Source organism: Pusillibacter faecalis, assembly GCF_018408705.1.
Classification (GTDB): domain Bacteria; phylum Bacillota; class Clostridia; order Oscillospirales; family Oscillospiraceae; genus Oscillibacter; species Oscillibacter faecalis.
The window spans coordinates 2,514,956-2,540,236 of sequence record NZ_AP023420.1 but is presented as its reverse complement, the minus strand read 5'-3'; the positions used below and the strand labels follow the sequence as shown (position 1 = coordinate 2,540,236).

Sequence of the window (25,281 nt, the reverse complement as noted above, 5' to 3'; positions counted from 1 at the left end):
AAGAAAACGGAAAATTAGAATCTAACAAGAGAATGTGGTTGTATGAAAAAATCCATATTAGTATTTTGGGCAATCGTGTGTCTGTTACCTATTCAAAGGAGGTTTAAGAATTTTAAATGAAACATATAAGAAATATATTGCTGTTGATTACGATTATTTTTGCTTTTGTTATGCAAGCTGAAGTATATCAAAATATGCTCTGGAACTTTAATGGTGCTTATTATTTATCGTCCAGATACACAACTACTAATGACGATATGGATTCATTTTTAGCCAATGCAGAAGATACAGCTGAGAAGCATGGTGTTCATATTTTTTCGACTTTTAATCAGAGAGTTTCTAATTATCAGACAAGACTTTATATTTATGGTGATGATACCGTTGTTCGGGATAGTCTTAAAAGCACAATGGATATTGAGGAAAAAACATATACGGCTTTGATAGGCGGAATCACCGTAATAGAATTTGAAGATTTTAGAGAAGCAAAAAACACAGGCAATGGACAGGAAATAATGGTCAGCTATATCGGTGACGATGATGACATTATTGCCACATATCAAGATTTGGCAAAAGAATATTCTATATCGCAGCCAGAGTTTTGGCAATCAACCGAAACTGATATGATGTTCATTGTTTGGGGCCTGGTTGCCATATTGATGATTGTACTTAATATGATTGAGGTGATACGCAGACAAAAGGAAGTAGTTGTACGAGCTTCTCTGGGCGAAAATGCTGCTGTGATTGCTCTAAAAGCTGTAGTGGCTGATATGATTTCATATGCTGCATTATTCGTCTTAGCAAAGTTGCTTGTTTCTCAATTTATATCGGGAGCGTATGAAGATCATCTCATTTTGGCAGTGTATTGTGCCGGAGCAGTTCTTTCCGTAATTCCTTATGCTGCTTTTGTCCGCTTTGATGTAAAAAAAGCCTTTGCCAATGCTTCAGATAAAAAAGGTATGTTTTATCTTCTGAACGGTCTTAAAGTATTTGCTACTGCTATGACGATTTTTACAATAACTACAAATCTCAGTAGCATTCAAGGTAATTTACTTACAAACACTACTCTTTTAGAAAATCATTATAATGATTACTATTTTGGAGTTATGCAGATTGAACCTCCTTTTGAAGAAAATGAGGAGGAATCCAAAGAGAGCGAATTTTGGAATGACCTTTACGAAAATGAATACAACACTATAAATCCGGTGGTCTGCATAGGCAGCCGGATAAGCGATACGGATAATTATATTTTTGTAAATCATAATGCCAGAGATATGCTGCAAGGGTTTTCTGATATGCTTACTGAAGATGATGAAAAAGAGGATATCGTGGTCTTCGTGCCAAAGGGAAAAAATGCGGAATCATACAAAGATATCGCAAAAGAGGAAATTGACTCTCTTACCCAAAATGCAGAAGAACTGCGTGTTGTTTATAAAGAATATTCTGGCAGAGAGCAATTTTATTATCTCAATTCGAACAGAGAAGAGGCTATTGACGGATTGTCAAGAGCAACAAATCCGATTGTTATTTATCAGGCAAATGAGGCTGTTGCTTTGAATGGAAGTTATATCGAAACAGGAACATATAATGGTGAGGTGATCTACGGATGCGATGAAAGCACAATTCGTAATGCTGCGAAAAAATATGCAGAACAGCTTGGTCCACACTATTTTATGCTGACGAATGTCGGGGAGGATTATACTTATAGTCATAGTTTCCTCGTGAAACTGATTGGCTTTATAAGCTCTCTTTGCGTATTAGTATTGCTGTTAGATATCGCTATCATCATATCTGAAGTGAAAATGGAATTTAGACTTAATGCGATGGAAATCTCCCTCAAAAAGGTTTTGGGCTATCGCTTTTATGAAAGGCACAAAAGATTTATTTCCGTTAATCTCTTAGAAAATATAGCCGTTGTGATATTGATTTGCATTGTTTCGCTTTTTATATCTAACGCAAGTGTCGGGATTGCTTTACTGGTTGGAGCATTGCTCACCATTATTGAAATGGCAATCATTTTCACAAATGTTATGTGGGTTGAAAAAACAAATATCTCAAAGTCCTTGAAAGGTGGATGTTTATGATTATAATTCGTGGCTTAAATAAAGCATTTGGAGAGAAAATAATTTTCTCCAACTTTAATTTGGAAATTCCGGATGGAAGTTTTGTAGTAATCAGCGGGGATAGCGGCAGTGGAAAAAGCACTTTGCTCAATATGATTGGTGGTATCGAAAAGCCGGATAGCGGCAGTATCATAATCGAAGGGCTGAATATTACCCGGCTTAAAAATAAAAACAGTTTTTTTGCGGATACAGTGGGGTTTCTTTTTCAGAATTTTGCACTGCTTGAAAATAAGACAGTTAAAGAAAATTTAAGTTTGATTAAAAAATCAAGCCGAACTAAAGTATCACTTAAAGAAGCTCTTAATCGTGTGGGGTTATCAAAGGAAGTTAACAAAAAAGTTTATCAGCTTTCCGGTGGTGAACAACAGAGAGTTGCTTTAGCTCGTCTTATGATGAAAAAATGTTCTGTTGTTTTGGCAGATGAACCTACTGGCTCACTTGACAAGAAAAATAGAGATATTGTTATGAGGTTATTGCACGAACTCAATGAAGAAGGTAAAACGGTTATCATTGTTACCCACGATCAGGGTATTATTGAAGATGAACCTTATGTTGTGAAAATCTGAGAGTACCTCTTAGAAATGTCTTGATCTACATTTTATGTAATTTGGGTCAGAAGAAAATCCCTTTAGGAACTAAAGGGCGCACTTCTATACTCTCCTATCGGGAGTATCGTGCGTCCTGCGGAGCTTCATTCTCCGTCAGCAGAAGAAAACTGCTTGACCGAGAATGTTGCGTCACTTCGTTCCGTCAAGGTGGCTACACCCCCTTGCGCCGCTAAAGCGGCTATCCCTTGTGGACTTGCCGTCCGCAAACAGCATAAAATGCTGTTCGCCGCCAGCAAGTTTGAAAAAACTGAATACCGAAAAACTGACCGTTGACTGGTCGCACTATGCGAAAAGTTGACGGTCTTTTTTTTATCCCAAAAATCAAAAAAAGGAGGTCAATCACAATGACAAAACCGAAAACCCTTGAACAGCTCCGAGCCGAAAAGGAACGAGCCGAGACGCAGCTTGCACAGGAGAAGCACAAGCTCAACCGTCTTGAGAACAGAAAGAAATATCTGGAGAAAGGCGAAAGGCAGAAACGCACCCATCGTCTTTGCAATCTGGGCGGCACGATTGAGAGCCTTGCCCCGGAGGTCAAAGATCTCACACGCACCGAAATGACAGAGCTGATGGAGTACATCTTTTCTCTGTCCGAAGTCCAGCGAGCCGTCCGTCACATGGCGATTACTCACACCAACCAAGCGAACAGAGAAAAGGAGTTGAAAGCCGATGGCACTATTTCATCTGAGCGTCACGCAGACTAAGCGAAGCGCAGGACAGTCCGCTATTGCTTCTGCCGCCTACCGTGCCGGGGAGCGATTGTATAGCGAGTATTACGGCGAATACAGCGACTACACCCGCAAGGGCGGCGTGATCTGCTCTGACATTCTCTTGCCGTCCCATGCACCGCCAGAATACGCAGACCGCCAGACCCTATGGAACGCCGTGGAAAAAGCCGAGCGTGGAAAGAACGCCCAGCTTGCATACAGCTTTGACATTGCCTTGCAGAATGAATTTTCCCTTGAGGAAAACATCGCTCTTGCAAGGCGATTTTTATTGGAGAACTTTGTGAGCCGTGGCATGGTGGTTGACTTCGCCGTACACCAGCCAGACTGGGAGGACGGCGGCATACCAAACCCACACTTCCATGTGCTTTGTCCCATCCGCCCCCATCGAGCAGGACGGTAAATGGGGGGCTAAAGCAACGACGAGTGTACGAGCTGGACGAGGACGGAAATCGTATCAGAGACCAGAACGGCGAGTATGTTTTCAATGCCGTTCCCACTACCGACTGGGGCAGTCCCGAAACGCTGGAACATTGGCGGCAGACATGGGCGGAACTATGCAACGCCAAGTTTGCGGAGAAAGGGCTTGATGTTCGTATCGACCACCGAAGCTATGAGCGTCAGGGCGTGGAGCTTCTTCCCACCGTCCATGAGGGCGCAACCGTCCGGGCAATGGAGAAGAAAGGCATACGCACCGAGAAAGGCGAGTTCAACCGCTGGATCAGAGCAACCAATGCCGTTATCCGGGACATCAAGAAGAAAATCGCTCTCCTGTTTGATTGGATTGCCGAAGCAAAAGCGGAGCTTGCCAAGCCGCAGGCACCCAACCTTGTTTCTCTGCTGAACGCCTACTACACCCAGCGCAAAGCCGGGGCTTATTCCCAGAAAGGCAAAATCAGCAACCTAAAGGAGATGAACGAGACTTTCAATTATCTCCGGGCAAACGGCATTTACAACCTTGAAGATTTGGAAAGCCGTGTCAATGAACACAGCTCCACCACAGAGAGCTTGAAGAAAACGCTGGACGGGCAGACCGCACGAATGAAAGAAATCAAGCAGCTCTATGACAGCTCCGCTGCTTTCCAGAACTTGAAGCCTGTCTATGACGGCTTGCAGAAAATCAAGTTTGAGAAGCCCAGAGCCAAGTACAAGGCAGAGCATGAAGCGGAACTGATACAGTTCTACGCCGCCAGACGAAAGCTGACCGGGGAGTTCCCAGACGGCAAGGTGGATATGAAAAAAGCTGTCCGACGAGTATGACGAGCTGGAACAGGCGCACGAAACCACCTATGGCGAGTTTAAGGCTGTCAGAGACGATTTACACCGCCTTTGGAAGGTCAAGTCATGTGTAGATACTGCCGCCCGATTTAACGAGCGCACAGAGGAACAAAAGCTCCAAAATCGACCCCAAACACGACAGAAAAAGGAGGAACTATCCCGATGAATTACACCCAAGCACAGATTGACCGGGCAAACGCCGTCAGTCTGGAAGATTTTCTCCGCACACAGGGAGAGACACTTATCAAAAGCGGACGGGAATACCGTTGGAAAGAACATGACAGCCTGACCGTCCGGGGAAACAAGTGGTTTCGCCACAGCCAGAGCAAGGGCGGCTATCCCATTGATTTCGTCATGGAGTTTTACGGCAAGTCCTTTCCCGAAGCTGTTCAGATGTTGACAGGCGAAAACGGCGAGGGACAGACCGAAGCCACCACAGCACCGCCCACAGCGTTCCACTTGCCCTTGCACAACCGAACAGCCGACAGAGCAATTCAATATCTTTGCGAAAGCCGAGGTCTCAACCCGAAACTGGTTGAGGCTTTTCTTCTTTCCGGGGATATTTACGAGGACGCAAAGCGGCACAATGTTGTGTTTGTCGGCAGAGACCGAAACGGCACACCGAGATACGCCCATGTGCGAGGAACGGCAGACTCATTCAGACAGGACATTGCCGGATCTGACAAGTCCTATCCGTTCCGATATGAGGGAAACGGCAACCAGCTCTTTGTCTTTGAAGCACCGATTGACCTTTTGTCCTTTATCTGCCTTTATCCGCAGGACTGGCAGACAAGGAGCTACCTTGCCCTGGGCGGCGTTTCAGGCAAAGCCCTTGACCGTTTTCTTTCTGAACGCAAGGACACCAAAAAAGTGATCCTCTGCCTTGACAGCGACACCGCAGGAAGCGAAGCCTGTACCCGACTGGCACAGTCCATTCCCGGCGAGATCGCCGTCATTCGCCTTGTCCCGGCAAGGAAAGACTGGAACGATGTTCTCCGTCAGCAAGGGGACATTCCGAGCCGCAAATTCATAGCCGAGACAATCACGCTGCGAGAGCTGCCCACCGCCCAGCCTGTCCCAATGCTCCGTATGGCTGATGTGGAGCTGACGAGCGTGGAATGGCTATGGTTTCCCTATATCCCATTTGGAAAGCTGACAATTATTCAGGGCAATCCCGGCGAGGGCAAGACCTACTTTGCCATGCGCCTTGCGGCGGCTTGCACCAATCGAAAGCCTTTGCCCGGTATGGAGACACTTGAGCCTTTCAATATCATCTATCAGACCGCCGAGGACGGTCTGGGTGATACCGTCAAGCCCCGACTGATAGAAGCAGACGCAGACCTTGAAAGAGTGCTTGTCATTGACGATAGGGACACACCGCTGACCCTTGCCGATGAGCGCATAGCAAGGGCAATCCGTGAGAACAACGCAAGGTTGGTTATCATTGACCCGGTACAGGCGTTTCTGGGTGCAGATGTGGACATGAACAGAGCAAACGAGGTGCGCCCGATATTCCGCAGTCTGGGAGACATTGCACAGGCTACCGGGTGCGCTATCATGCTGATCGGACACCTCAACAAAGCCGCAGGAACGCAAAGCACCTACCGGGGATTAGGGTCTATCGACATTACGGCGGCAGTCCGCAGTCTGCTCTTTATCGGCAAGCTGAAGGACAGCCCCACAATGAGGGTGCTTATCCATGAGAAAAGCTCCCTTGCGCCGCCCGGACAGTCCCTTGCCTTTTCTCTGGGAGACGAGAAAGGCTTTGAGTGGATAGGAGCTTATGACATTACCGCTGACGAGCTTCTTGCTGGGACGGACTCCGGCAAGACCGAGAGTAAGACCGCACAGGCGCAAATGCTCATTCTGGAACTGCTTGCGGACGGAAAGCGTATGCCGAGCGCAGAGCTGGAAAAAGCGGTCAATGAGCGTGGGATTTCCTCACGCACCATGAGAACGGCAAAGAGCCGTATCGGGGACAGACTTGTGACCGAGAAAGACGGCACAGCATGGGTCTGCTATCTCCGAGACTGACAACGGGAACACGGCAAGCGTGGCAAAGACGGCAAAGGTTTTATAGATACCTTAATGTTGCCGCCTTGCCTTGTTCCCTCATACCGACACCGCCCGATGATGAACAGTCACCGGGCATTTTTCATTTACAGGAGGATTTTGAATGAACAATACCGCAACCCACAGCACCACCAACACCCCTTGCCCGACTGTCAGAAAGCAGATCGGCAAGACCACCTATATCGTCCGTGTGCATTTCAGCCAGACCGCAAAAGAGACGATGGAGGACAAAATCAAGCGTCTGCTCCGTGAGGAAGTCCGCAAAATGTGACTGCTTTTTGAATTTGATGAAAAAGTCCTTGACTTTTCGTCTCTGGCAAGACGGCCAAAAGCATCCTCATTTCCTGCGGTGCGCGGCTTGCGCCCTTTGACATCCCGCAGCTTCGGGAGATCATGTCTTATGACGAACTGGAGCTTGACCGCATGGGAGATCGCCGGACGGCTACTTTCTTCTGCATCAGCGACACCGACAGCACCTACAATTTTCTTGTGGCGCTGGCGTTTTCGCAGATGTTCAACCTCCTGTGCGAACGGGCGGACAATGTTCACGGTGGGCGGCTGCCCCATCATGTGCGGGTACTGTGGGACGAGGCGGCCAACACCGGGCAGGTGCCAAACTTGGAAAAGCTGGTGGCGGTCATCCGTTCCCGTGAGATCAGCCTGTGCCTGCTGTATCAGCAGCTTGCCCAATGTAAGGCCATCTACGATAAGAACGCAGAAACCATTCTCGGCAACATGGATAGTGTGCTGTTCCTCGGTGGCCGTGAGGCCAGTACCATCAAGGAAATTTCGGAAAACTGGCTGGGCAAGGCAACCATCTCGATGCAGACTGAGGGACGCTCCCGTGGGCAGTCCGAAAGTTACAGCCAGAACACCCAGCGGCTCGGGCGGGAGCTGATGACCCCCAGCGAGCTTGCCACCATGCCCGGAGATCGGTGCATTTTGCAGCTCCGAGGGCTGCCGCCGTTCTATTCCAAGAAATACGATTTGAAACAGCACCCCAATTATCGCTTTACGGCGGAGGCCGATAAAGTGAAAAACGCCTTTGACCTCGACAGGCTCATTGACCGCCGCAGGCGACCGGGCATGAACGAGGAATGTGAGGTGTACGAAGTGTCCGTGCCGGACGAGGCGCTCACAGACGAGGACGAGGACATCCTCAACTATGACGACCTCGACGACCCGGACGCTTTTGTATAGAGCTTTGGGACATTTCGTCCCAAGGTAGTAGGCTGCCGCCCGCAAGGGCGGCTTTTTTCATGGCCGGGGCTTTGTCCCCGGAGAATAGGAGGCTATATGCAGTTTTTCGCTTCTGCCATCACCACTTTGCAGACCCTTGTGATTGCCCTCGGCGCTGGCCTTGGCGTGTGGGGCGTGGTCAATCTGCTGGAGGGCTACGGCTCGGACAACCCCGGCGCTAAGTCCCAGGGCATGAAACAGTTTATGGCTAATTAAAGGGAACAAAAAGAAAGGAAAAGCACAATCCAGACGGTATCAGCGGCAAGCTACAAGAATAAATTGTGATTACACAAGATTGGTGTTATAATAAGAGAAAAGTTCCTGCCGGGGCAGCCGCCCCGGTGGTATGGATAGAAAGGCAGGAAAACAGTATGCACATCAGCTATAAACCACTCTGGCATACACTGTTAGAGCGTGATATGAGAAAAGAAGATTTAAGGCTTGCCGCCGGTATGACAACAAATATGATTGCCAACATGAGCAAAGAGGGAAAGCACATCAGCATGGACACATTAGCCCGTATCTGCGAAACGCTGAATTGTGAGATTACCGATGTGATTGAGTTAGTACCAGACGAGCCTGCTTCCACAGGAGGTAAGGAACATGAGCGAATTGAAACCAAGAATAACGGAAAACGGAATTGATTATATCCTTGTCGGAGATTACTACATCCCGGACTTGAAACTGCCGGAGGAACACCGCCCCATCGGAAAGTATGGACGGATGCACCGGGAATATTTAAGAGAAGTCCACCCAGCCCGATTGAACACATTGACACTGACCGGGGAGTTATGGACATATCTTGCAGACCTGAACGAACAGGCACAAGAACGCTTAGACACCATCATGGAGCAAATGAAAGCTGCCGAGGGCGTGACCGAGGAATTGAAGCGTACCCGTCAAATGGAATGGGTGCAGCGTTGCAATAACATTCACAACCGGGCAGAAGAAATTGTTTTGCATGAGATGATTTATTCATAACGGTATGATAGAATGATTATGACAAATTAGAAGTTTAAGGGAATGATATTATGGATTTTGCTATATTTAGATTGTTTATAAGAGTTTCATTATTTGTTATAGCTTTAATTGCTTGCATTATCTATCTAATTAAAAAAAGAAAACTTATCTATTCGATATTTTTTGATAAAGAAGCGATAAAAAAGAATATACTGGAAAAAATGATATAATATTTCTTCGATTGGCTAATACCGTTCTTGTTATAGTAGCTATTCTTTTAATCTTATATTTGAAAGATTTTGTTTTAGATATGCCTTACATCATAAACAAACAGTATAATTATGCAGAAGGATATGTAACTGAACAATCTCATGGTGGTGCAGATATATCTTCTGAAAGAAGAAGTATTTTTCTATATGATAAAGTTAAAGATGATGAAATCGAAATCACAGTATTTTCAAGGTATGTTGATAAAAATACTTATTTAAAGGTACAATATCTTCCGCATACGAAATATGGTGCTATTGTAGAAAATAAATAATTCATTCTAAAAAGAAAAATTCAAGTTTGTCGTTCTAAAAATTCAACTGAATAATCCCAGCAAAAACCGCTGCTACATGGAAGCCAACAAACCATGCAACAGCGGTTTTTCTTTACCGTTTTTTCCTCTGACTGATAGGCGTTCCCATTTTCTTTGATTTTTTGAGAATCCGAATCAGCCAGCGAAATTCTTCATCTGACAGATTTTTATAGTTGATGCCGAGCTGTTTGCAGTAAAGGACAACGAGCTTTTCATCCCGGCTACCCTTGAAGTTTTCGACCGCTTCCAGATTTTCTTTCAGTTCATTGGCAACAGTGGTCTGGGGTGCACTTTCACTGTCCTTTTTGTGGGCTTCCCGAATATCCCGGATAATGAGGTTGAGGTCATCTAGAACCATGTGGCTGAAATATTCATCATCACTGATATGGGCGGCTTGCAACACTTTCAAATGGGGGTCGTCTTCGCCGGGGCGATACCGTTCAATGATTTCATGCCGGACGGTATCGACAAGGGCGTTGAGGTTCTGAATCTGCATGGTGGCAATCCCATCCACATAAATCTCAATGTCCGCAAGAAACTTGATAAAGTCCTTATGGGTGGCAAGTTCGCAGAGCAGACGGTTGTTAATCCGACCGCTTTTCAGAAGTGCTACCATCTCATCACTCAAATGCAGCTCCCTTAATGGCGTGTTGATCTCCGCCCGGTTCTCTGTCCGGCAAAAGAGATAATCGAGGGACACCCCATAAAAATCTGCCAGCAGGATAAGGTTGCCATGATTGATTTCCTTATAGTCATCTTTTTCATAACTGCCAAGAGCCGATTTTGAAATACCTGTTTGCTCTGCCAGTTCTTCCAGTTTTAATCCTTTGTTTAATCGTAAATCTTTTAGCCGTTCCTGTATTGTAGTAGCTCCGTTCATTGAAGCAGTTCCCCCTTTCTAACGACATTTATAACCGTTGAATTGATTATACCATATCAATTCCGCAATCGTGGAAATTTCTGATTTTTACCCCTAATTCCTACTTTGTGGACATACGGCACAGGGCACAAAAATGTTCTATGATACAGGTAGTTCATCGATGGATTATTCCAATCGAATGACCAGCCTGTGTGGGATATGCTTCCCCGGCGATGTAGTGCCATGACTTTTGGCAGGGATATGGAGGAACCCTTACCAAAACGAGCATACCAAAGGGAGCGATACGCCGCTGTGAGATTCAGGGGAGGAACGACACCGGGGAGAACTGGCGAACTGACACCGAAATGATACCGAAACACGACAATCTGATAGGGGGATAGTCTACCCTATCGCTGATACTTCGGGAGATTTTAGGCGGCTCTATGGCTGTAATTTTGCCGAAAATCGCCCCGAAACCATACACGAAAACGGGAGGAAGCGCAATATGCCGAGAATGAGCAAAAAGAGGAAGCATGAGCTTTCTTTTTACCTCAATGACCGGGGGCGTGTCACTTACAACGAATTATGCCGGAAATGCCAGCATGGGTGCAAGCAGAGCTTCCGGGCGGTTGTGATTGACTGCCCCCGTTATTTATCCAAACGAGCAAAGAAAAAGGAGGAACACACCGAATGAATTTTGAATTTATGACGATAGACACACCATTGCCGCCCTGTATGGCTTTTCCAAGAGCGTTGACAGGGTTTCCAGTCAGCAGCACCGCAAAGGTCATGTACTGCCGGATGTTGAACGCTATGCTCTCCAATGGGCAGGAGGACGAGAACGGAATCCTGTTTGTCTGCTTCCCTGTCACAGCCATTGCCGCAGTCCTGTCCCGCAGCGCTATGACGGTCAAGCGTTCTTTGAATGAACTGGAAAACGCCGGACTTATCATGCGGGTGCGTCAGGGCGTTGGAGAACCAAACAGGATTTATGTGCTGATACCGGGAAAGGAGGACGCTGCCCTTGCCTGATACCTCAAAGCTGGAAAAACTCAATCGGGAGTTGGAGAAAAGCGAAAAGAAACTGCGGAAAGCCATCAATGATGAAAAGGCATTGCAGCACCAGTTAAAGCAGCTTACCCGAAAGGAACGGACGCACCGGCTCTGTACTCGTGGCGGTATGCTGGAAAGTTTTCTGCAAGAGCCGGAACGCCTGACAGATGATGATGTCATGCTGTTGTTGAAACTCATTTTTCACAGGCAGGACACGCAGGAACTATTGAAAAAACTGCTGGAACGGGAGAAGCCGGAAACCCCTTAGTTTACTAAGGGCGCAATTATACACCACCCAGAGGTTGGTGCATTGCGTTCTCCGAAGGCTCCTCGCCGGAGGGCTGTGATTTTCCGCAGTCATGGTCTGCTCCAAATCAAACAGGGGACGCTACGCTTCCCCTGCGCTGGCTGCCGTCAGCTACCCTTTTGTGGACTTGCCATCTGGGGACACCTTGCGTTGCAAGCTGTTCCCAGCCGACAAGTTTCATAAAATATGCTATCTTTTCGATAGCCAATGAAGTATAATGAAGATGACAACAAATCGAAATTTATAAAGGAGAATATTGATGAAATTATTTTTATGTTCGCACTTTTCAAGTGTAGGAAGTCTGATAAAGGAAGAAATTGAAAATAAGAAAGTCGCATTTATTCCAACAGCTTCACTGCGTGAAGGCTACACCGGTTATGTCGGCTCGGCTCGAAAATTATTCAAAAAGTTGGGAGCGATCGTAACTGAAATTGATATTTCAACGGAGGCTTATTCAACGATACAGTCTGTTTTTGAAGAAGCAGATGTGATATATTTTACCGGCGGAAATTCTTTCTTTCTTATGGACCAGCTCCGTAAAACGGGAACTGATGGACTGCTGAAAAAGGAATTGGCAAATGGAAAATTGATGATCGGCGAGTCGGCAGGCGCAATTATATGCGCTCCAAGCATCCAATATATCGAGCAAATGGATGAAAAGCCGGAGGACTACTCACAAGAAGATGATGCAGGGATTGATTTGATTGATTTCTATGTTCTTCCGCATTATCTTACAGCACCATTTAAGAAAGTTACCGAGAAAATAATGACTGAGTTTTCGGATTTGAATCTATGCCCAATTAACAACCGTCAGGGAATTGTAATTGATGGTGAAGATTCAAAGGTTATTTGCAAAGACTAATTTGAAAATTCCAGTTTGTCAGCTTCACATCGGGGCAACTTGCCCCGAACTTTTACAACTAAATACCCGCCGCCCATACAGCGGCACACCGAGCAGGAAATCTGAAAAAGGTCTCCTGCTTTTTTTCTGCCCAAAATGAGGTGGTAAAACGCCACCCCATCCACCAATTACCGAAAGGAGGGACACGAAATGCCCTGTCCACACAACGAAATCACGATTGTGCAGCGCAGCCAGCGACAGTCTGCGGTTGCCGCCGCTGCTTACCAGAGTGGCGAAAAGCTGTTCTGTGAATACGACCAGCAAGTGAAGCACTACCCGGAAAAGCGTGGTATCGTCCACAATGAAATCCTGCTCCCGGCAAATGCCCCACGGTCGTATGCAGACCGCAATACCCTATGGAACGCCGCCGAAGCTGTGGAAAAACAATGGAACTCCCAGCTTGCAAGGCGGTGGGTGCTTACCATCCCCAGAGAGATACCGCCTGACCAATATGCTGTCCTTGTTCGGGAGTTTTGCCAGCAGCAGTTTGTTTCCAAAGGCATGATTGCTGATTTTGCCATCCATGACCCCCATCCGCCGGGACACAATCCCCACGCCCATGTCCTGCTCACTATGAGGGCAATGGACGAACATGGGAAATGGCTTCCCAAGAGCCGCAAGGTTTATGACCTTGATGAAAGCGGAGAACGGATAAAACTTCCGTCCGGCAGGTGGAAAAGCCACAAGGAGGATACGGTTGATTGGAACGACCAGAAGTATTGTGAAATCTGGCGGCATGAATGGGAGGTCATCCAGAACCGCTATCTGGAAGCCAATGACCGCCCGGAGCGTGTGGACTTGCGTTCCTATGCCAGACAGGGGCTTGATATAGTCCCCACTGTCCATGAGGGGGCTGCTGTCCAGCAGATGGAAAAGCGTGGTATCCAGACGAATATCGGCAACCTGAACCGGGAAATCAAAGCCGCCAACCGCCTGATGCAGTCCATTCGGCAGCTCATTCAAAACCTCAAAGGCTGGATTACCGAACTGGGAGAAAAACGGAAAGAGCTGCTTGCACAAAAAACGGCGGAGGAAGCGACACTTCTTCCCAATCTGCTGATGAAGTATATGGAGATACGAAAAGAAGAACGGAGGGACTGGACAAGGGCTGGACAGAACCGGGGGACTTCACAGGACTTAAAGGCAGTCAGCGAAGCATTGTCCTATCTCCGGCAAAAGGGACTTTCCACTGTGGAGGACTTAGAAGCGTTTCTGGAAGCGTCCGGGAAATCAGCCGCCGATTACCGCAATCAGATGAAGCCAAAGGAAGCCCGCAGCAAAGTGATTGACGGGATTCTTGCCAGCCGGACAGACTGCAAAGAATGTAAGGCTGTCTATGAGAAGTACCAGAAGATATTTTTTAAGAAAACAAAGGAGAAATTCAAACAGGAACACCCGGAGGTTGCCCGGTATGAGAAAGCCGCCGCCTACCTTGCCAAGCACCCGGACGATAAGGACAGTACCCAAAAGGAGCTGCAAGAGGAGCAGGAAACGCTTCTCAGCGAAATCGCAGAACTGAAAGTACCGCTGACCGAGGTACAGGAGGATTTGAAGAAGCTGCGGGACATCCGCTACTGGGTACGGAAAGCCACACCCGGCACAGAGGAAAGCAAAGAGCCGCCCAAGAAGCAGCCCATCAAGGAAGTCTTGCAGGATAAGGCAGACGAGAAAAAAGCACAAAGAACCGCCCCGGCACAGGCGAAACACAGACAACAGGATATGGAACTTTAACAGGCACTTGCCATTTTCAATCAGAGAATGTCAGGTGCTTTTCTTATTTTCAAGGAGGGATAGATTTGAATGTATTTGAAGCTGTGAAGCAGTCCGTCACAACAAGACAGGCTGCGGAGCATTATGGAATCCATGTAGGTCGGAACGGGATGGCTTGTTGCCCGTTCCATAACGATAAAACCCCAAGCATGAAGCTGGATCGGCGTTACCACTGCTTCGGCTGCGGTACGGATGGGGATGTGATTGATTTTGCCGCCGCTCTGTATGGGCTGGGAAAGAAAGAAGCCGCCGTACAACTGGCACAGGACTTTGGAATTTCCTATGAGGACTGGAAACCGCCGGGAAAGGTAAAAAAGCCCAAGCCCCGGCAGAAATCCCCGGAGGAACAGTTTCAGGAAGCAAAGAACCGCTGCTCCCGTATCCTTGCCGATTATCTCCACCTGCTTAGGGCATGGAGAAAGGATTATGTCCCGCACTCCCCGGAGGAAGCCTTTCATCCCCGGTTTGTGGAAGCCTTACAGAAGCAAGCCCAAGTGGAATATCTGCTGGATGTGCTGCTGTTCGGGGAGACAGAGGAAAAAGCGGCTTTGATTACGGACTACGGAAAGGATGTGATACAGCTTGAACAACGAATGGCAGAGTTTGCAGCCGCAGACGCAGCAAGAACTAAAAAACACCATGAACGCCATGCAGCCGCCACAGAGCGTTGAGGAAATCAAGGCGGGGCTGGAAACTACCGAGAAAGGCGGTGTCCGTCAGAGCATACGGAACTGCCTGACCGTATTCCAGCGTGACCCTCTGCTTTCCGGGGCTATCGCATACAACATCCTGACCGACCGCAAGGACATCATAAAGCCCATCGGCTTCCACAGAGAAAGCACCGCCCTGAACGATACGGACATGAAGTATCTGCTTCTTTATCTGGAAGAAACCTATGGGCTTACCAATGAGAAAAAGATTGATAATGCCATCGGGATTGTGGCGAATGAAAACAAGTACCATCCCATCCGGGACTATCTCAATACTCTTGTGTGGGATGGGACAGAGCGAATCCGTTTCTGCCTGCGGCACTTTCTGGGGGCTGACGCAGATGATTACACCTATGAAGCATTGAAGCTGTTCCTGTTGGGTGCAATCTCACGAGCCTTTCAGCCAGGGTGCAAATTTGAAATCATGCTCTGTCTGGTAGGCGGTCAGGGGGCTGGCAAGTCCACCTTCTTCCGTCTGCTGGCAGTCCGGGACGAGTGGTTCTCCGATGATTTGCGGAAGCTGGACGATGACAATGTGTACCGCAAGCTGCAAGGTCACTGGATTATCGAAATGTCGGAAATGATGGCAACCGCAAACGCCAAGAGCATCGAAGAAATCAAGTCATTTTTAAGCCGGCAGAAGGAGGTCTACAAGATACCCTATGAAACCCACCCGGCAGACCGCCCCCGCCAGTGCGTGTTTGGCGGCACTTCCAATGCTCTTGACTTCCTGCCCCTTGACCGTTCCGGCAATCGCCGCTTTATCCCCGTCATGGTGTACCCGGAACAAGCCGAGGTTCACATTTTGGAGGATGAAGCTGCTTCCAGAGCCTATATCGAGCAAATGTGGGCAGAAGCTATGGAGATTTACCGAAGCGGCAGGTTCAAGCTGGCTTTCAGCCCCGCCATGCAGCGGTATCTCAAAGAACACCAGCGGGATTTTATGCCGGAGGACACCAAAGCCGGGATGATACAGGCGTATCTTGATAAGTACACCGGGAGCATGGTCTGCTCCAAGCAGCTCTACAAGGAAGCCTTGAACCATGCCTTTGACGAGCCGAAGCAATGGGAAATCCGGGAAATCAACGAGATTATGAACCAGTGCATTGACCGCTGGCGGTACTTCCCGAACCCAAGAATGTTTTCCGAATATGGCAGACAAAAGGGCTGGGAGCGAGAAAACCCGGCAACGGACTCCGGCAACCCGTCTGAAAAAACGATGGACGGTTTTGTGGAGGTCACAGAACAGATGGAGCTTCCATTCTGAAAATGACCACCCGTTGCACCCCCTGTTGCTATCCCGTTGCCGAGCCGGTTGCCGGGGAAAACCCCTTATTTCCGGGCTTTTCTCCCTTATAACAACCAAAACAACAGAAAAATAAAAGAAAAGTATAAATAGTAACCACCGCCAGATTGAGATTGTTTGCAAGGTCTTTTGAAGCCCGTTGCCGGACTTCGTTGCCGACACCCTCTGTCTGGCTATTTTCATGTATGGAGGATAACTGCCTATGGCAAAAAACAAAACAGAGATTCATGTGACCACTGTATTTGACGGGGAGCTGGATGCAACCGATGTGTTCGTCAGCCTGATTTCCCAGAAATACGGAAAGACAAATACGAAAGAATATCTTGCTAAAAAGAAAGATATGAGCTATAATGAAGATGAGGTTCAAAAGAGCCAGATACCGTCTGGATTGTGTGGGTAAATGGCTATGATGAACGAAATGGAATACAGAACAATCGGTTCGGCACTTGCCGGGGGCTATCGTGCGGCGGTCTATTGCAGGCTGTCAAAGGACGATGACCTGCAAGGCGAAAGTGCCAGTATCGCAAACCAGCGTGATATGCTGGAAAAATACTGCGAAAAGCAGGGATGGGAGGTTGTGGCAGTCTATCAGGACGATGGTTTCACAGGTCTTAATATGGAGCGTCCTGATTTACAGAGAATGTTGAGAGCCATTGAGCGCAGGCAAATCAACCTTGTCATCACGAAAGACCTCAGCCGACTGGGGCGTAACTATCTGCAAACCGGGCATTTGATTGAGGACTTTTTCCCAAGAAACGGTGTCCGCTATATCGCCATGAATGACGGTATCGACACCCTGCGTGATAACAACGATATTGCCCCGTTCAAGAATATCCTGAACGAGATGTACAGCAAGGATATTTCCAAGAAAGTCCATTCCTCTTATCTTCTGAAAGCGCAGAAAGGACAGTTTACCGGGTGTCTTGCCCCGTTTGGGTATCGGAAAGACCCGGAGGACAAAAACCATCTGCTCATTGACGAGGAAACCGCCCCGATTGTGCGGCTGATTTTCGGATATGCCCTAAACGGTCATGGTCCGAACTATATCCGCAGACGGCTGGAGGAAGAAAAAATCCCCTGCCCCACATGGTGGAACCGGGAACGGGGGCTTCGCAATACCCGAACCAAATGGGAAAAGAAAGACCCGGAAAACGGACGGTATATGTGGGACTTCTCCGTTATCAAAGACCTTTTGATGAATCCCGTTTACACCGGGGCGATTGCTTCCCAGAAAAAAGACTACCGTTTCAAAATCGGCACGATTGGGGAAAAGAAGCCGGAGGACTGGATTGTAGTGGAGGGACAGCATGAACCGCTGATTGACCGCATGAGCTTTGACATTGTGCAGAACAAGCTGAAATCCCGCCAGCGTCCGGGGCAGACCAATGAAATCAGCCTGTTTGCCGGACTGATAAAATGCGGCGAGTGTGGGAAGTCGCTGACGATACGCTATACAAACGCAAAACATCCCCAGCAGATTTATTCCTGCAAGACCTACAATGCCTTTGGAAAGAACCACTGCACCCAGCACCGGATTGACTATGACACCCTTTACAGCCATGTGCTGCGAAAAATCCGGGAATGTGCCAGAGCTGCCCTGATGGACGGGAAAGCGGTTGCCGACCGCCTGACTAATACCTGTGAAGCCGAGCAGCGGGAACAGCGGGAAGCAATGGAACGCTCCCTTACAAGGGACGAGGAACGGATTGAGGTTCTGGATAAAATGGTCATGCGGCTTTATGAGGATATGATTGCAGGGCGTATCAGTGAGCAGAATTTCAACACCATGCTGGAAAAGACACAGACCGAGCAGACGGAGCTTAAAGCAAAAGTGTCCGAGGGCAGGAAGCGGCTGTCCGATGAAGCCCAGCTTGCCAATGACGCAAAACAATGGGTGGAAGCCATTCAGGAATATGCCAACATTACAGAGCTGGACGCAGCCACCCTTAACCGCTTAATCAAAGAAATCGTCGTGCATGAGCGCATTGACGAAGATAAAACAAGACACATTTCTATCGAAATTCATTTTAATCTCAAACCCATCCCAGAGGTGGAACAGGTCACTGCCTGACCTGTCCCGCCGGGACGGTTCTCTTAAAAACACCATATAGATTTTTTGTACGCCGCCGCCCGCCATCGAGCAGAGTTTTACACCTAATTGGGGATAAAACAGCTCATGGCGGGCGGCGGCATCATCGTGCTTGGTACGACCCTGATCCCTCTGCTGTCTACCCTGTTTTAAGGGCGTAGGACATGGGATTTCTCACCGACTGGCTGACAGACTGGCTAAAAGAGCTGCTGATCGAGGGGATCATGGGCAACCTCACGGGGCTTTTTGATACGGTCAATTCCCGTGTCGGAGAGATTGCGGTGCAAGTGGGAACCACCCCGGCGGCATGGAACGCCGGGGTGTTCTCCCTGATCCGGCAGCTTTCTGAAACGGTGATACTGCCGATTGCCGGTCTGATCCTCACCTTTGTTGCCACCTATGAGCTGATCCAGCTCATTATCGAGAAGAACAACCTGCATGATCTGGACTACTGGATCTTCTTCAAGTGGATATTCAAAACGGCCTGCGCCATTTTGATTTTGTCCAACACTTTCAATATCGTTATGGCCGTGTTCGATGTGTCCCAAAGCGTCATCGCTCGGGCAGCCGGGATCGTGCAGGGCTCAACGGATATTTCGGAGGCCATGCTTGCCGACTTGGAGGCCACGCTGGAAACGCTGGGGCTTGGCTCTCTGCTGGGGCTGTGGCTGCAATCCCTGCTCATTCATGTGACCATGTGGGCGATCAATATCGTGATCTTCGTGATCGTCTATGGCCGCATGATCGAGATATACCTGCTGACCAGCTTAGCCCCCATCCCCGTTGCTACGCTCTCTAACCGGGAGCTGGGCAATACCGGGCAGAACTATTTGAAGTCCCTGTTCGCCGTGGGCTTTCAAGGGCTATTGATCCTCGTCTGTGTTGCCATTTATGCGGTGCTGATACAGGGCATCGCCACGGGCGGCGACCCCATCGGCGCGATATGGGGCTGCATGGGCTATTCCGTGTTGCTCTGCTTCTGCCTGTTCAAGACTGGCTCCATCGCTCGCAGCGTGTTCAGCGCACATTAAAGGAGGGATGAATATGACCTTGGGACAAAATGTCCCAAAGCTGGATGCGCTGCACCTCATGGACGGGATCAAGGGCTTGCGCTCTCTGCCAAAACATAGCGTGGATATGCTCTTGACCGATCCGCCCTACGGCACGACCCGGAACTTTTGGGATGTGCCGCTGCCGCTCCCGGAGCTGTGGGAGGCGGTGCGCTGGGCGGTAAAACCCAACGGAGCCATCCTGTTTTTCGCTCAATGCCCCTTTGATAAGGTGCTGGGCGCATCCAACCTCGCCATGCTCCGCTATGAGTGGGTGTGGTACAAGTCCCGGGCAACAGGCTTTCTCAATGCCAACCGTGCGCCGCTGAAAAAGTCCGAGAACGTTCTGGTGTTCTATCAGAAGTCCCCGGTGTACCATCCGCAATTCACCTATGGGGAGCCGTACCGCAAGACCAATCCCCGTAGCGGGTGCAGTACAAACTACGGCAAGTTTGAACGGACAGGCTCAGAGTCCAGCGACGGACGGCGGTATCCGGGGAATGTGCTGTTTGTGCCGACGGTGACGGGCGGCATCCATCCCACGCAAAAGCCCGTGGAGCTGTGCGAGTATTTCATCAAAACCTATACCGACGAAGGAGAGGTGGTGGCGGACATCTGCGCGGGCAGCGGCACGACTGCCGTTGCCGCCATGAACACAAGCCGCCGCTTCATCTGCTTTGAAAATGCCCCCTCCATCTACACCATCGCCACCCAGCGCATCGAGCAGGCGCGGCTGGCTATGGCCGGGGGCGGGAAAGGAGAATAGCTATCGAAAAATACCCCATCATTTACGCCGACCCGCCGTGGCGCTACTCGGCTAAGAAAGTGCAGGGCGCGGCGGAAAATCACTACCCCACCATGAGCATTGATGAATTGTGTGCGCTGCCTGTGGCCGAGCTTGCGGCCAAGGACAGCGCCCTTTTCATGTGGACGACCTTTCCCCAGCTCCCGGAGGCCCTGCGGCTTATCCGTGCGTGGGGCTTCACCTATAAATCCGTTGCGTTCGTCTGGCTGAAGAAAAACCGCAAGGCGGACAGTTGGTTTTATGGGCTGGGTTTCTGGACGCGGGCAAACGCCGAGATCTGCCTGCTGGCGACCAAGGGCCACCCCAAACGGCAGGCTGCCGACATTCACCAGTTTATCATTTCGCCCATCGAGGCCCACAGCAAAAAGCCAGATGAAACGCGGGACAAGATCGTTGCCCTTATGGGCGAGCTGCCCCGTGTGGAACTGTTCGCACGGCAGGCCACTCCCGGCTGGGATGTGTGGGGCAACGAGGTAGAGCCGACGATCCCGGACTTTGGGACAAGTTGTCCCAAACTGGAGGTGAACAAATAATGCCCTATGTGAATGTCCCAAATGACCTTTCCAAAATCAAGACAAAGATCGCGTTTAACCTCACCAAACGGCAGCTTGTTTGTTTCGGCATCGGAGCTGCTATCGGTGTTCCCACCTATCTTTTGATCCGGCAGGCCATCGGCAACACCGGGGCGCTGTTCGCTATGCTGGCGATCATGCTCCCGGCGTTTCTGCTGGCGATGTATGAAAAGGACGGCCTGCCCTTTGAAAAGGTGATCCGCAACATCATCCGGGTCAAGTTTACCCGCCCCGGCATCCGCCCGTATCGGACAGAAAATATCTACGCCCCATTTGCACGGAAGGAGGAGCCTATTGAGCAAAGCAAAAAAGCAGAGAAACACAAGTAAACATCGGGTGCTGTCCGCCCAGCAGACCATTCCTTATATCGCCATGCACCCGGACGGGATCTGCCAGCTCCCCGGCGGGCTTTACACAAAGACGCTGGAATATGAGGACATCAATTATGCCGTGGCGTCCACGGAGGATCAGACTGCCATTATCAGCGGGTGGAGCGCGTGCCTGAATTATTTTGACAGTTCTCTGCCGTTCCAGCTTTCCTTTGTCAACCGCCGCAGCCGCAATGCCAACCGCTACAAGGTGAATATCCCGGCGCAGGAGGATGACTTCAACAGCATCCGGGGCGAATATGTGGAAATGCTCAAAGGCCAGATCGCCAAGAGCAACAACGGTATTGAGCGGTACAAGTACATTACCTTTGGCCTGCCCGCCGAGGGCGTGGCAGAGGCGCGTCCCCGGTTGGGGCGCGTGGAGGCCGATGTCATGGGCAACCTAAAGCGGCTGGGCGTCCAGTCCCGCCCGCTGGATGGCCGGGATCGGCTGGCGGTGCTGCATGGGCAGATGCACCCCGGCGGGCGTGAGCCGTTCCGCTTTGCGTGGAAAGACATTCCCAAGGCGGGCATGGGGACAAAGGACTACATTGCCCCGGACAGCTTCGACTTCCGGCAGAGCCGGACTTTCCGTGTCGGCCAGATGTGGGGCGCAGCGTCCTATTTGCAGATCATGGCGTCGGAGCTTTCGGATAAGCTGCTGGCGGAGATTTTGGAGCTGGACGCCGAGCTGACCGTCACCATGCACATTCAGACAGTAGACCAGCTCAAGGCCATTAAGACGATCAAGGGAAAGATCTCCGACATAGGCCGTATGAAGGCGGAGGAGCAGAAAAAGGCCGTCCGTGCCGGGTACGACATGGAGATTTTGCCGCCTGACCTCATTACCTTTTCCAAGGACGCCGCCGAGCTGCTCTCCGACCTGCAAAGCCGCAACGAGCGAATGTTCCTGCTGACCTTTACGGTGGTGAACCTCGCTCCCACCCGGCAGCGGCTTGAAAACGATGTGTTCACGGTGAGCGGTATCGCCCAGAAATACAACTGCGCCCTGCGCCGTCTGGACTGGCAGCAGGAACAGGGCTTTGTGTCCTCGCTGGCTCTCGGTTACAACGGCATTGAGATCCAGCGGGGCATGACCACCAGCTCCACGGCCATTTTCATTCCCTTTATGACCCGGGAGCTTCGCATGGATGGACAGGCGCTTTACTACGGCATGAACGCCCTTTCCAACAATGTCATCATGGCTGACCGCAAAAAGCTCAAATCCGCAAACGGAATGTACCTCGGCTCTACGGGCAGCGGCAAGAGCTTTGCCGCCAAGCGGGAGCTGATCAATGTGTTCCTTACCACCAAGGACAGGATCATTGTGGTTGACCCGATGGGCGAATATGCCCCGCTGGTGCGGCGGCTGGGCGGACAGGTCATTGAGATCGCCCCGGACAGTCCCCACCATATTTCGCCTATGGATTTGCAAATGAATATCAATGACGAGGACAGTCCGCTTTCCATGAAGGCGGATTTTTTGCTGTCCCTGTGCGAGCTGATCGTGGGCGGCAAGGAGGGCTTGCAGCCCATCGAGAAAACCGTCATTGACCGCTGTGTGCGGCTGGTGTACCGGGAGATGGCGCTGGGACTGGAACCAGCGAAAACGCCGCTGCTGCAAGATCTGTATGAGGAGCTGCTGCGCCAACCCGAGCCGGAGGCACGGCGGGTGGCGACGGCGCTTGAGCTTTACTGCACCGGCTCCCTTAACCTTTTCAACCATCCCACAAATGTTGATCTCAATTCCCGTGTGGTCTGCATCGTCCTAAAGGGCTTGGGTGAAAACCTCCGCAAGATCGCCATGCACACCACCAACGAATTTGTCACGGCGGCGGTGAACGCCAACCACACCGAGGGCGTGGCGACTTGGTGCTACTTTGACGAGTTCCATATCCTGCTTCGCGATCCGCTGACCGCCAGCTACTTTGTGACCGTCTGGAAGATGCTCCGCAAAAAGGGCTGCGTCCCCTCGGCGCTGACGCAGAATGTGAAAGACCTGCTGGCCAGCCGGGAGATCGAGAACATTCTGGACAACACGGACTTCATGGTGCTGCTGTCGCAGGCGCAGAGCGACCGTGCGATCTTGGCAAAACAGCTTGGCATTTCCGAGCATCAGCTCTCCTACATCACGCACTCCAATTCCGGCGAGGGCCTGCTGTTCTATGGAAATGTCACCATCCCGTTTGTAGACCGTTTCCCCCGTGGAGAGATCTATGACCTGCTGACGACCCGCCCGGAGGATCTTGCCCATGAGCGAACAGACGAGTAACCCCACTTCGGGACAAAATGTCCCGAAGTCCAAGTTTCGGTGGAAAAGCCGGCAGGAGCAAACGGCGGCGTCCAAGCTGCGGATGGAGCGCCGGGGCGAGAAGCTGGACGCCGCCCGGGAGAAGCTGGCAAAGCAGAAGCCGCCGAAAAAGCCCGGGGCGGTCAAGCGCCTTGCCCACACCGCCGGACACGGCGTCCACGGCTTTGTGCATGGCAAGCTCTATGAGGTCGAGCATGAAAATGTCGGCACGGAGGGCGCACACCGTTCCGAGCTGGCGGCGGAGTCCGTGTACCGCTTCGGCAGGCGCAAGCTCCGCAAGGCCATCCGGGAACACCCGGCAAAAGCCGTGGAGCGTGCCGAGAGCAAGCATATCAAGGCCACGGCGGACTATTACTACCGCAAGACCGTGGAGGAACACCCGGAAATGCAGGAGGGCGGCGCGGTGTCCCGGTATCTGCAAAAGCAGAAGATCAAGCGCCAGTACGCAAAGCAGGCGCGGGAGGCTGCCCAGCAGACCGCCAAGGCTGCCGAGGGTACGGCGTCCGTTACGGGCAAGCTGGCGGAAAAAGTGTCCGCCTACATTAAGGAACACCCCGGCGGGCTGCTTCTGCTGCTGGCGGCGTTTCTGCTGCTGGTGGTGCTGCAATCGTGTATGTCCTCGCTGGTGACGGTGGGCAACGGCGTGGCCGGAGCCATCGGCGCGTCTACCTATGCCGCCGAGGACACTGACCTGCTGGGGGCGGAGGCCGCCTACTGCGCTCTGGAGGACGAGCTGCAACGCTACCTCGACACCTACACCCGCACCCACGACTACGACGAATACCATTTTGACCTCGACACCATTGAACACGATCCCTATGTGCTGCTGTCCATCGTCTGCGCGCTCCATGAGGGCGCGTGGACGCTGGACGAGGTGCGGGGGACGCTCCAAATGCTCTTTGACCGCCAGTACATTTTGACCGAGGATGTGGTGGTGGAACGGCGGTATTACTTGGAAACGGACACTTGGACAGACGAGGACGGCAACACCCACAGCGACACCTACCGGGTGTATTACGATTATTACATCTGCACCGTGACGCTGGAAAACTTCAATCTCTCCCATCTGCCCGTTTACCTCATGGGCGAGGAAACCCTGTCCCGGTATGCCTTATACATGGCGACGCTGGGCAACCGTCCCGACCTGTTCCCGTCCTCGCCCTATGTTGGAAAATACACCAGCAAGCCCCCGGCACATGAGATCCCGGAGGACTACCTTGCCGATGAAACCTTTGCCGCCATTCTGAAAGAAGCGGAGAAGTATGTGGGCTATCCCTATGTGTGGGGCGGCAGCAGCCCGTCCACATCCTTTGACTGCTCCGGCTTCGTCAGCTATGTCTACAACCAATGCGGCTGGGACTTCGGGCGGCTGGGGGCGCAGGGGCTATACAACATCTCCGCACGGACAAGCAGCCCCAAACCCGGCGACTTGGTGTTCTTCACGGGGACTTATGACACGCCGGGGATTTCCCATGTGGGCATCTATGTGGGCGACGGCTGGATGCTTCATTGTGGCGACCCCATCAGCTATGCCAACCTCAACACGAGTTACTGGCAGTCCCATTTCTGCGCCTACGGAAAACTATTTTGACAGGAGG

Annotated in this window: 26 protein-coding genes and 3 pseudogenes; 27 read left to right on the top strand and 2 right to left on the bottom strand. The window is 50.6% G+C overall.

Going from position 1 to position 25,281, the window contains the following annotated elements; genetic code table 11:
• Window positions 1-116 precede the first annotated feature (116 nt).
• The 11 genes and pseudogenes from KJS55_RS12675 to KJS55_RS17390 all read left to right on the top strand — a co-directional run bounded on the left by KJS55_RS12675 (window position 117) and on the right by KJS55_RS17390 (window position 9,544).
• Entirely contained in the window at window positions 117-2,081 is a 1,965-nt protein-coding gene (locus KJS55_RS12675) for a DUF1430 domain-containing protein (protein WP_002593327.1), read from the top strand.
• Complete coding sequence (locus KJS55_RS12670; protein WP_002593328.1) at window positions 2,078-2,686, top strand: ATP-binding cassette domain-containing protein; 609 nt, start codon at window positions 2,078-2,080, stop codon at window positions 2,684-2,686. The genes KJS55_RS12675 and KJS55_RS12670 overlap by 4 nt, the downstream gene beginning before the upstream one ends.
• Window positions 2,687-3,072: 386 nt before the next feature.
• Entirely contained in the window at window positions 3,073-3,432 is a 360-nt protein-coding gene (locus KJS55_RS12665) for a DUF3847 domain-containing protein (RefSeq protein WP_015524579.1), read from the top strand.
• A pseudogene (gene mobQ / locus KJS55_RS12660) lies at window positions 3,398-4,897 on the top strand (MobQ family relaxase). Before KJS55_RS12665 ends, mobQ (KJS55_RS12660) begins: the two are co-directional and overlap by 35 nt.
• The gene (locus tag KJS55_RS12655) at window positions 4,894-6,765 is read left to right on the top strand and encodes an AAA family ATPase (RefSeq protein WP_213543440.1); all 1,872 of its coding nucleotides are present in this window, start codon (window positions 4,894-4,896) and stop codon (window positions 6,763-6,765) included. The pseudogene mobQ (KJS55_RS12660) and the gene KJS55_RS12655 overlap by 4 nt, the downstream one beginning before the upstream one ends.
• A gap of 142 nt (window positions 6,766-6,907) precedes the next feature.
• On the top strand, window positions 6,908-7,075 hold the full coding sequence (locus KJS55_RS12650; protein ID WP_213543439.1) for a transposon-encoded TnpW family protein: 168 nt from the start codon (window positions 6,908-6,910) through the stop codon (window positions 7,073-7,075).
• Window positions 7,076-7,116: 41 nt separating this feature from the next.
• Window positions 7,117-8,004 (top strand): annotated as a pseudogene (locus tag KJS55_RS12645) (VirD4-like conjugal transfer protein, CD1115 family); the annotation flags it as partial.
• A gap of 96 nt (window positions 8,005-8,100) precedes the next feature.
• A pseudogene (locus KJS55_RS12640) lies at window positions 8,101-8,253 on the top strand (Maff2 family mobile element protein); the annotation flags it as partial.
• Between the two features lie 71 nt (window positions 8,254-8,324).
• Entirely contained in the window at window positions 8,325-8,687 is a 363-nt protein-coding gene (locus KJS55_RS12635) for a helix-turn-helix domain-containing protein (protein ID WP_309296709.1), read from the top strand.
• Window positions 8,647-9,024: a TnpV protein gene (locus tag KJS55_RS12630; protein WP_009256575.1), complete on the top strand. Its 378-nt coding sequence runs from the start codon at window positions 8,647-8,649 to the stop codon at window positions 9,022-9,024. Before KJS55_RS12635 ends, KJS55_RS12630 begins: the two co-directional genes overlap by 41 nt.
• Window positions 9,025-9,244: 220 nt before the next feature.
• Complete coding sequence (locus KJS55_RS17390) at window positions 9,245-9,544, top strand: hypothetical protein (RefSeq protein WP_228300536.1); 300 nt, start codon at window positions 9,245-9,247, stop codon at window positions 9,542-9,544.
• A 112-nt stretch (window positions 9,545-9,656) separates the two neighbouring features.
• Here the strand turns inward: KJS55_RS17390 and KJS55_RS12620 are convergent, their stop codons facing one another.
• The gene (locus KJS55_RS12620) at window positions 9,657-10,463 is read right to left on the bottom strand and encodes a helix-turn-helix domain-containing protein (RefSeq protein ID WP_002594811.1); all 807 of its coding nucleotides are present in this window, start codon (window positions 10,461-10,463) and stop codon (window positions 9,657-9,659) included.
• Between the two features lie 484 nt (window positions 10,464-10,947).
• On the opposite strand from KJS55_RS12620, the gene KJS55_RS12615 reads away from it, so the two are divergent.
• From KJS55_RS12615 to KJS55_RS12585, 7 genes are all read left to right on the top strand, one after another.
• Complete coding sequence (locus KJS55_RS12615; RefSeq protein WP_002304353.1) at window positions 10,948-11,136, top strand: hypothetical protein; 189 nt, start codon at window positions 10,948-10,950, stop codon at window positions 11,134-11,136.
• Window positions 11,133-11,474, top strand: coding sequence for a replication initiator protein A (locus tag KJS55_RS12610; RefSeq protein ID WP_213543437.1), 342 nt, complete (start codon window positions 11,133-11,135; stop codon window positions 11,472-11,474). The genes KJS55_RS12615 and KJS55_RS12610 overlap by 4 nt, the downstream gene beginning before the upstream one ends.
• Window positions 11,467-11,763 carry a DUF3847 domain-containing protein gene (locus KJS55_RS12605; protein ID WP_002594808.1) on the top strand — a complete coding sequence of 99 codons (297 nt, stop codon included), beginning with the start codon at window positions 11,467-11,469 and terminating at the stop codon, window positions 11,761-11,763. The genes KJS55_RS12610 and KJS55_RS12605 overlap by 8 nt, the downstream gene beginning before the upstream one ends.
• Window positions 11,764-12,061: 298 nt before the next feature.
• Window positions 12,062-12,664 carry a Type 1 glutamine amidotransferase-like domain-containing protein gene (locus KJS55_RS12600; protein WP_007888235.1) on the top strand — a complete coding sequence of 201 codons (603 nt, stop codon included), beginning with the start codon at window positions 12,062-12,064 and terminating at the stop codon, window positions 12,662-12,664.
• Between the two features lie 189 nt (window positions 12,665-12,853).
• Entirely contained in the window at window positions 12,854-14,434 is a 1,581-nt protein-coding gene (mobQ, locus tag KJS55_RS12595; protein ID WP_213543436.1) for a MobQ family relaxase, read from the top strand.
• Between the two features lie 65 nt (window positions 14,435-14,499).
• The gene (locus tag KJS55_RS12590) at window positions 14,500-15,144 is read left to right on the top strand and encodes a CHC2 zinc finger domain-containing protein (protein WP_085532317.1); all 645 of its coding nucleotides are present in this window, start codon (window positions 14,500-14,502) and stop codon (window positions 15,142-15,144) included.
• On the top strand, window positions 15,113-16,450 hold the full coding sequence (locus KJS55_RS12585; protein WP_005929926.1) for a virulence-associated E family protein: 1,338 nt from the start codon (window positions 15,113-15,115) through the stop codon (window positions 16,448-16,450). The genes KJS55_RS12590 and KJS55_RS12585 overlap by 32 nt, the downstream gene beginning before the upstream one ends.
• A gap of 28 nt (window positions 16,451-16,478) precedes the next feature.
• On the opposite strand, the gene KJS55_RS17590 is transcribed toward KJS55_RS12585, so the two are convergent.
• On the bottom strand, window positions 16,479-16,718 hold the full coding sequence (locus KJS55_RS17590; RefSeq protein WP_117524374.1) for a tweety protein: 240 nt from the start codon (window positions 16,716-16,718) through the stop codon (window positions 16,479-16,481).
• Between KJS55_RS17590 and KJS55_RS12580 the strand changes: the two genes are divergently transcribed.
• From KJS55_RS12580 to KJS55_RS12540, 9 genes are all read left to right on the top strand, one after another.
• Window positions 16,692-16,889, top strand: coding sequence for a hypothetical protein (locus tag KJS55_RS12580; RefSeq protein WP_055270759.1), 198 nt, complete (start codon window positions 16,692-16,694; stop codon window positions 16,887-16,889). The two genes, KJS55_RS17590 and KJS55_RS12580, sit on opposite strands and share 27 nt — an antisense overlap.
• The gene (locus KJS55_RS12575; RefSeq protein ID WP_004612760.1) at window positions 16,890-18,560 is read left to right on the top strand and encodes a recombinase family protein; all 1,671 of its coding nucleotides are present in this window, start codon (window positions 16,890-16,892) and stop codon (window positions 18,558-18,560) included. It abuts the gene before it with no gap.
• Window positions 18,561-18,665: 105 nt separating this feature from the next.
• The gene (locus KJS55_RS12570; RefSeq protein WP_426771892.1) at window positions 18,666-18,731 is read left to right on the top strand and encodes a Maff2 family mobile element protein; all 66 of its coding nucleotides are present in this window, start codon (window positions 18,666-18,668) and stop codon (window positions 18,729-18,731) included.
• Window positions 18,732-18,742: 11 nt separating this feature from the next.
• Window positions 18,743-19,609 carry a VirB6/TrbL-like conjugal transfer protein, CD1112 family gene (locus tag KJS55_RS12565; protein ID WP_156703797.1) on the top strand — a complete coding sequence of 289 codons (867 nt, stop codon included), beginning with the start codon at window positions 18,743-18,745 and terminating at the stop codon, window positions 19,607-19,609.
• A gap of 13 nt (window positions 19,610-19,622) precedes the next feature.
• The gene (locus KJS55_RS12560) at window positions 19,623-20,393 is read left to right on the top strand and encodes a DNA-methyltransferase (RefSeq protein ID WP_213543435.1); all 771 of its coding nucleotides are present in this window, start codon (window positions 19,623-19,625) and stop codon (window positions 20,391-20,393) included.
• Window positions 20,390-20,965 carry an MT-A70 family methyltransferase gene (locus KJS55_RS12555; protein ID WP_213543691.1) on the top strand — a complete coding sequence of 192 codons (576 nt, stop codon included), beginning with the start codon at window positions 20,390-20,392 and terminating at the stop codon, window positions 20,963-20,965. Before KJS55_RS12560 ends, KJS55_RS12555 begins: the two co-directional genes overlap by 4 nt.
• Window positions 20,965-21,333: a PrgI family protein gene (locus KJS55_RS12550; protein WP_213543434.1), complete on the top strand. Its 369-nt coding sequence runs from the start codon at window positions 20,965-20,967 to the stop codon at window positions 21,331-21,333. The genes KJS55_RS12555 and KJS55_RS12550 overlap by 1 nt, the downstream gene beginning before the upstream one ends.
• The gene (locus KJS55_RS12545) at window positions 21,299-23,644 is read left to right on the top strand and encodes a VirB4-like conjugal transfer ATPase, CD1110 family (RefSeq protein ID WP_428846509.1); all 2,346 of its coding nucleotides are present in this window, start codon (window positions 21,299-21,301) and stop codon (window positions 23,642-23,644) included. The genes KJS55_RS12550 and KJS55_RS12545 overlap by 35 nt, the downstream gene beginning before the upstream one ends.
• Window positions 23,625-25,274 carry a C40 family peptidase gene (locus KJS55_RS12540; protein WP_213543433.1) on the top strand — a complete coding sequence of 550 codons (1,650 nt, stop codon included), beginning with the start codon at window positions 23,625-23,627 and terminating at the stop codon, window positions 25,272-25,274. Before KJS55_RS12545 ends, KJS55_RS12540 begins: the two co-directional genes overlap by 20 nt.
• Window positions 25,275-25,281 lie beyond the last annotated feature (7 nt).

Bases quoted from the DNA above. Each gene is read 5' to 3' on its own strand.
- KJS55_RS12675 (WP_002593327.1), top strand. From the start codon at position 117: ATGAAACATATAAGAAATATATTGCTGTTGATTACGATTATTTTTGCT.
- KJS55_RS12670 (WP_002593328.1), top strand. From the start codon at position 2,078: ATGATTATAATTCGTGGCTTAAATAAAGCATTTGGAGAGAAAATAATT.
- KJS55_RS12665 (WP_015524579.1), top strand. From the start codon at position 3,073: ATGACAAAACCGAAAACCCTTGAACAGCTCCGAGCCGAAAAGGAACGA.
- KJS55_RS12655 (WP_213543440.1), top strand. From the start codon at position 4,894: ATGAATTACACCCAAGCACAGATTGACCGGGCAAACGCCGTCAGTCTG.
- KJS55_RS12650 (WP_213543439.1), top strand. From the start codon at position 6,908: ATGAACAATACCGCAACCCACAGCACCACCAACACCCCTTGCCCGACT.
- KJS55_RS12630 (WP_009256575.1), top strand. From the start codon at position 8,647: ATGAGCGAATTGAAACCAAGAATAACGGAAAACGGAATTGATTATATC.
- KJS55_RS12620 (WP_002594811.1), bottom strand. From the start codon at position 10,463: ATGAACGGAGCTACTACAATACAGGAACGGCTAAAAGATTTACGATTA.
- KJS55_RS12615 (WP_002304353.1), top strand. From the start codon at position 10,948: ATGCCGAGAATGAGCAAAAAGAGGAAGCATGAGCTTTCTTTTTACCTC.
- KJS55_RS12610 (WP_213543437.1), top strand. From the start codon at position 11,133: ATGAATTTTGAATTTATGACGATAGACACACCATTGCCGCCCTGTATG.
- KJS55_RS12600 (WP_007888235.1), top strand. From the start codon at position 12,062: ATGAAATTATTTTTATGTTCGCACTTTTCAAGTGTAGGAAGTCTGATA.
- mobQ (WP_213543436.1), top strand. From the start codon at position 12,854: ATGCCCTGTCCACACAACGAAATCACGATTGTGCAGCGCAGCCAGCGA.
- KJS55_RS12585 (WP_005929926.1), top strand. From the start codon at position 15,113: ATGAACGCCATGCAGCCGCCACAGAGCGTTGAGGAAATCAAGGCGGGG.
- KJS55_RS12580 (WP_055270759.1), top strand. From the start codon at position 16,692: ATGGCAAAAAACAAAACAGAGATTCATGTGACCACTGTATTTGACGGG.
- KJS55_RS17590 (WP_117524374.1), bottom strand. From the start codon at position 16,718: ATGAATCTCTGTTTTGTTTTTTGCCATAGGCAGTTATCCTCCATACAT.
- KJS55_RS12575 (WP_004612760.1), top strand. From the start codon at position 16,890: ATGGCTATGATGAACGAAATGGAATACAGAACAATCGGTTCGGCACTT.
- KJS55_RS12565 (WP_156703797.1), top strand. From the start codon at position 18,743: ATGGGATTTCTCACCGACTGGCTGACAGACTGGCTAAAAGAGCTGCTG.
- KJS55_RS12560 (WP_213543435.1), top strand. From the start codon at position 19,623: ATGACCTTGGGACAAAATGTCCCAAAGCTGGATGCGCTGCACCTCATG.
- KJS55_RS12550 (WP_213543434.1), top strand. From the start codon at position 20,965: ATGCCCTATGTGAATGTCCCAAATGACCTTTCCAAAATCAAGACAAAG.
- KJS55_RS12540 (WP_213543433.1), top strand. From the start codon at position 23,625: ATGAGCGAACAGACGAGTAACCCCACTTCGGGACAAAATGTCCCGAAG.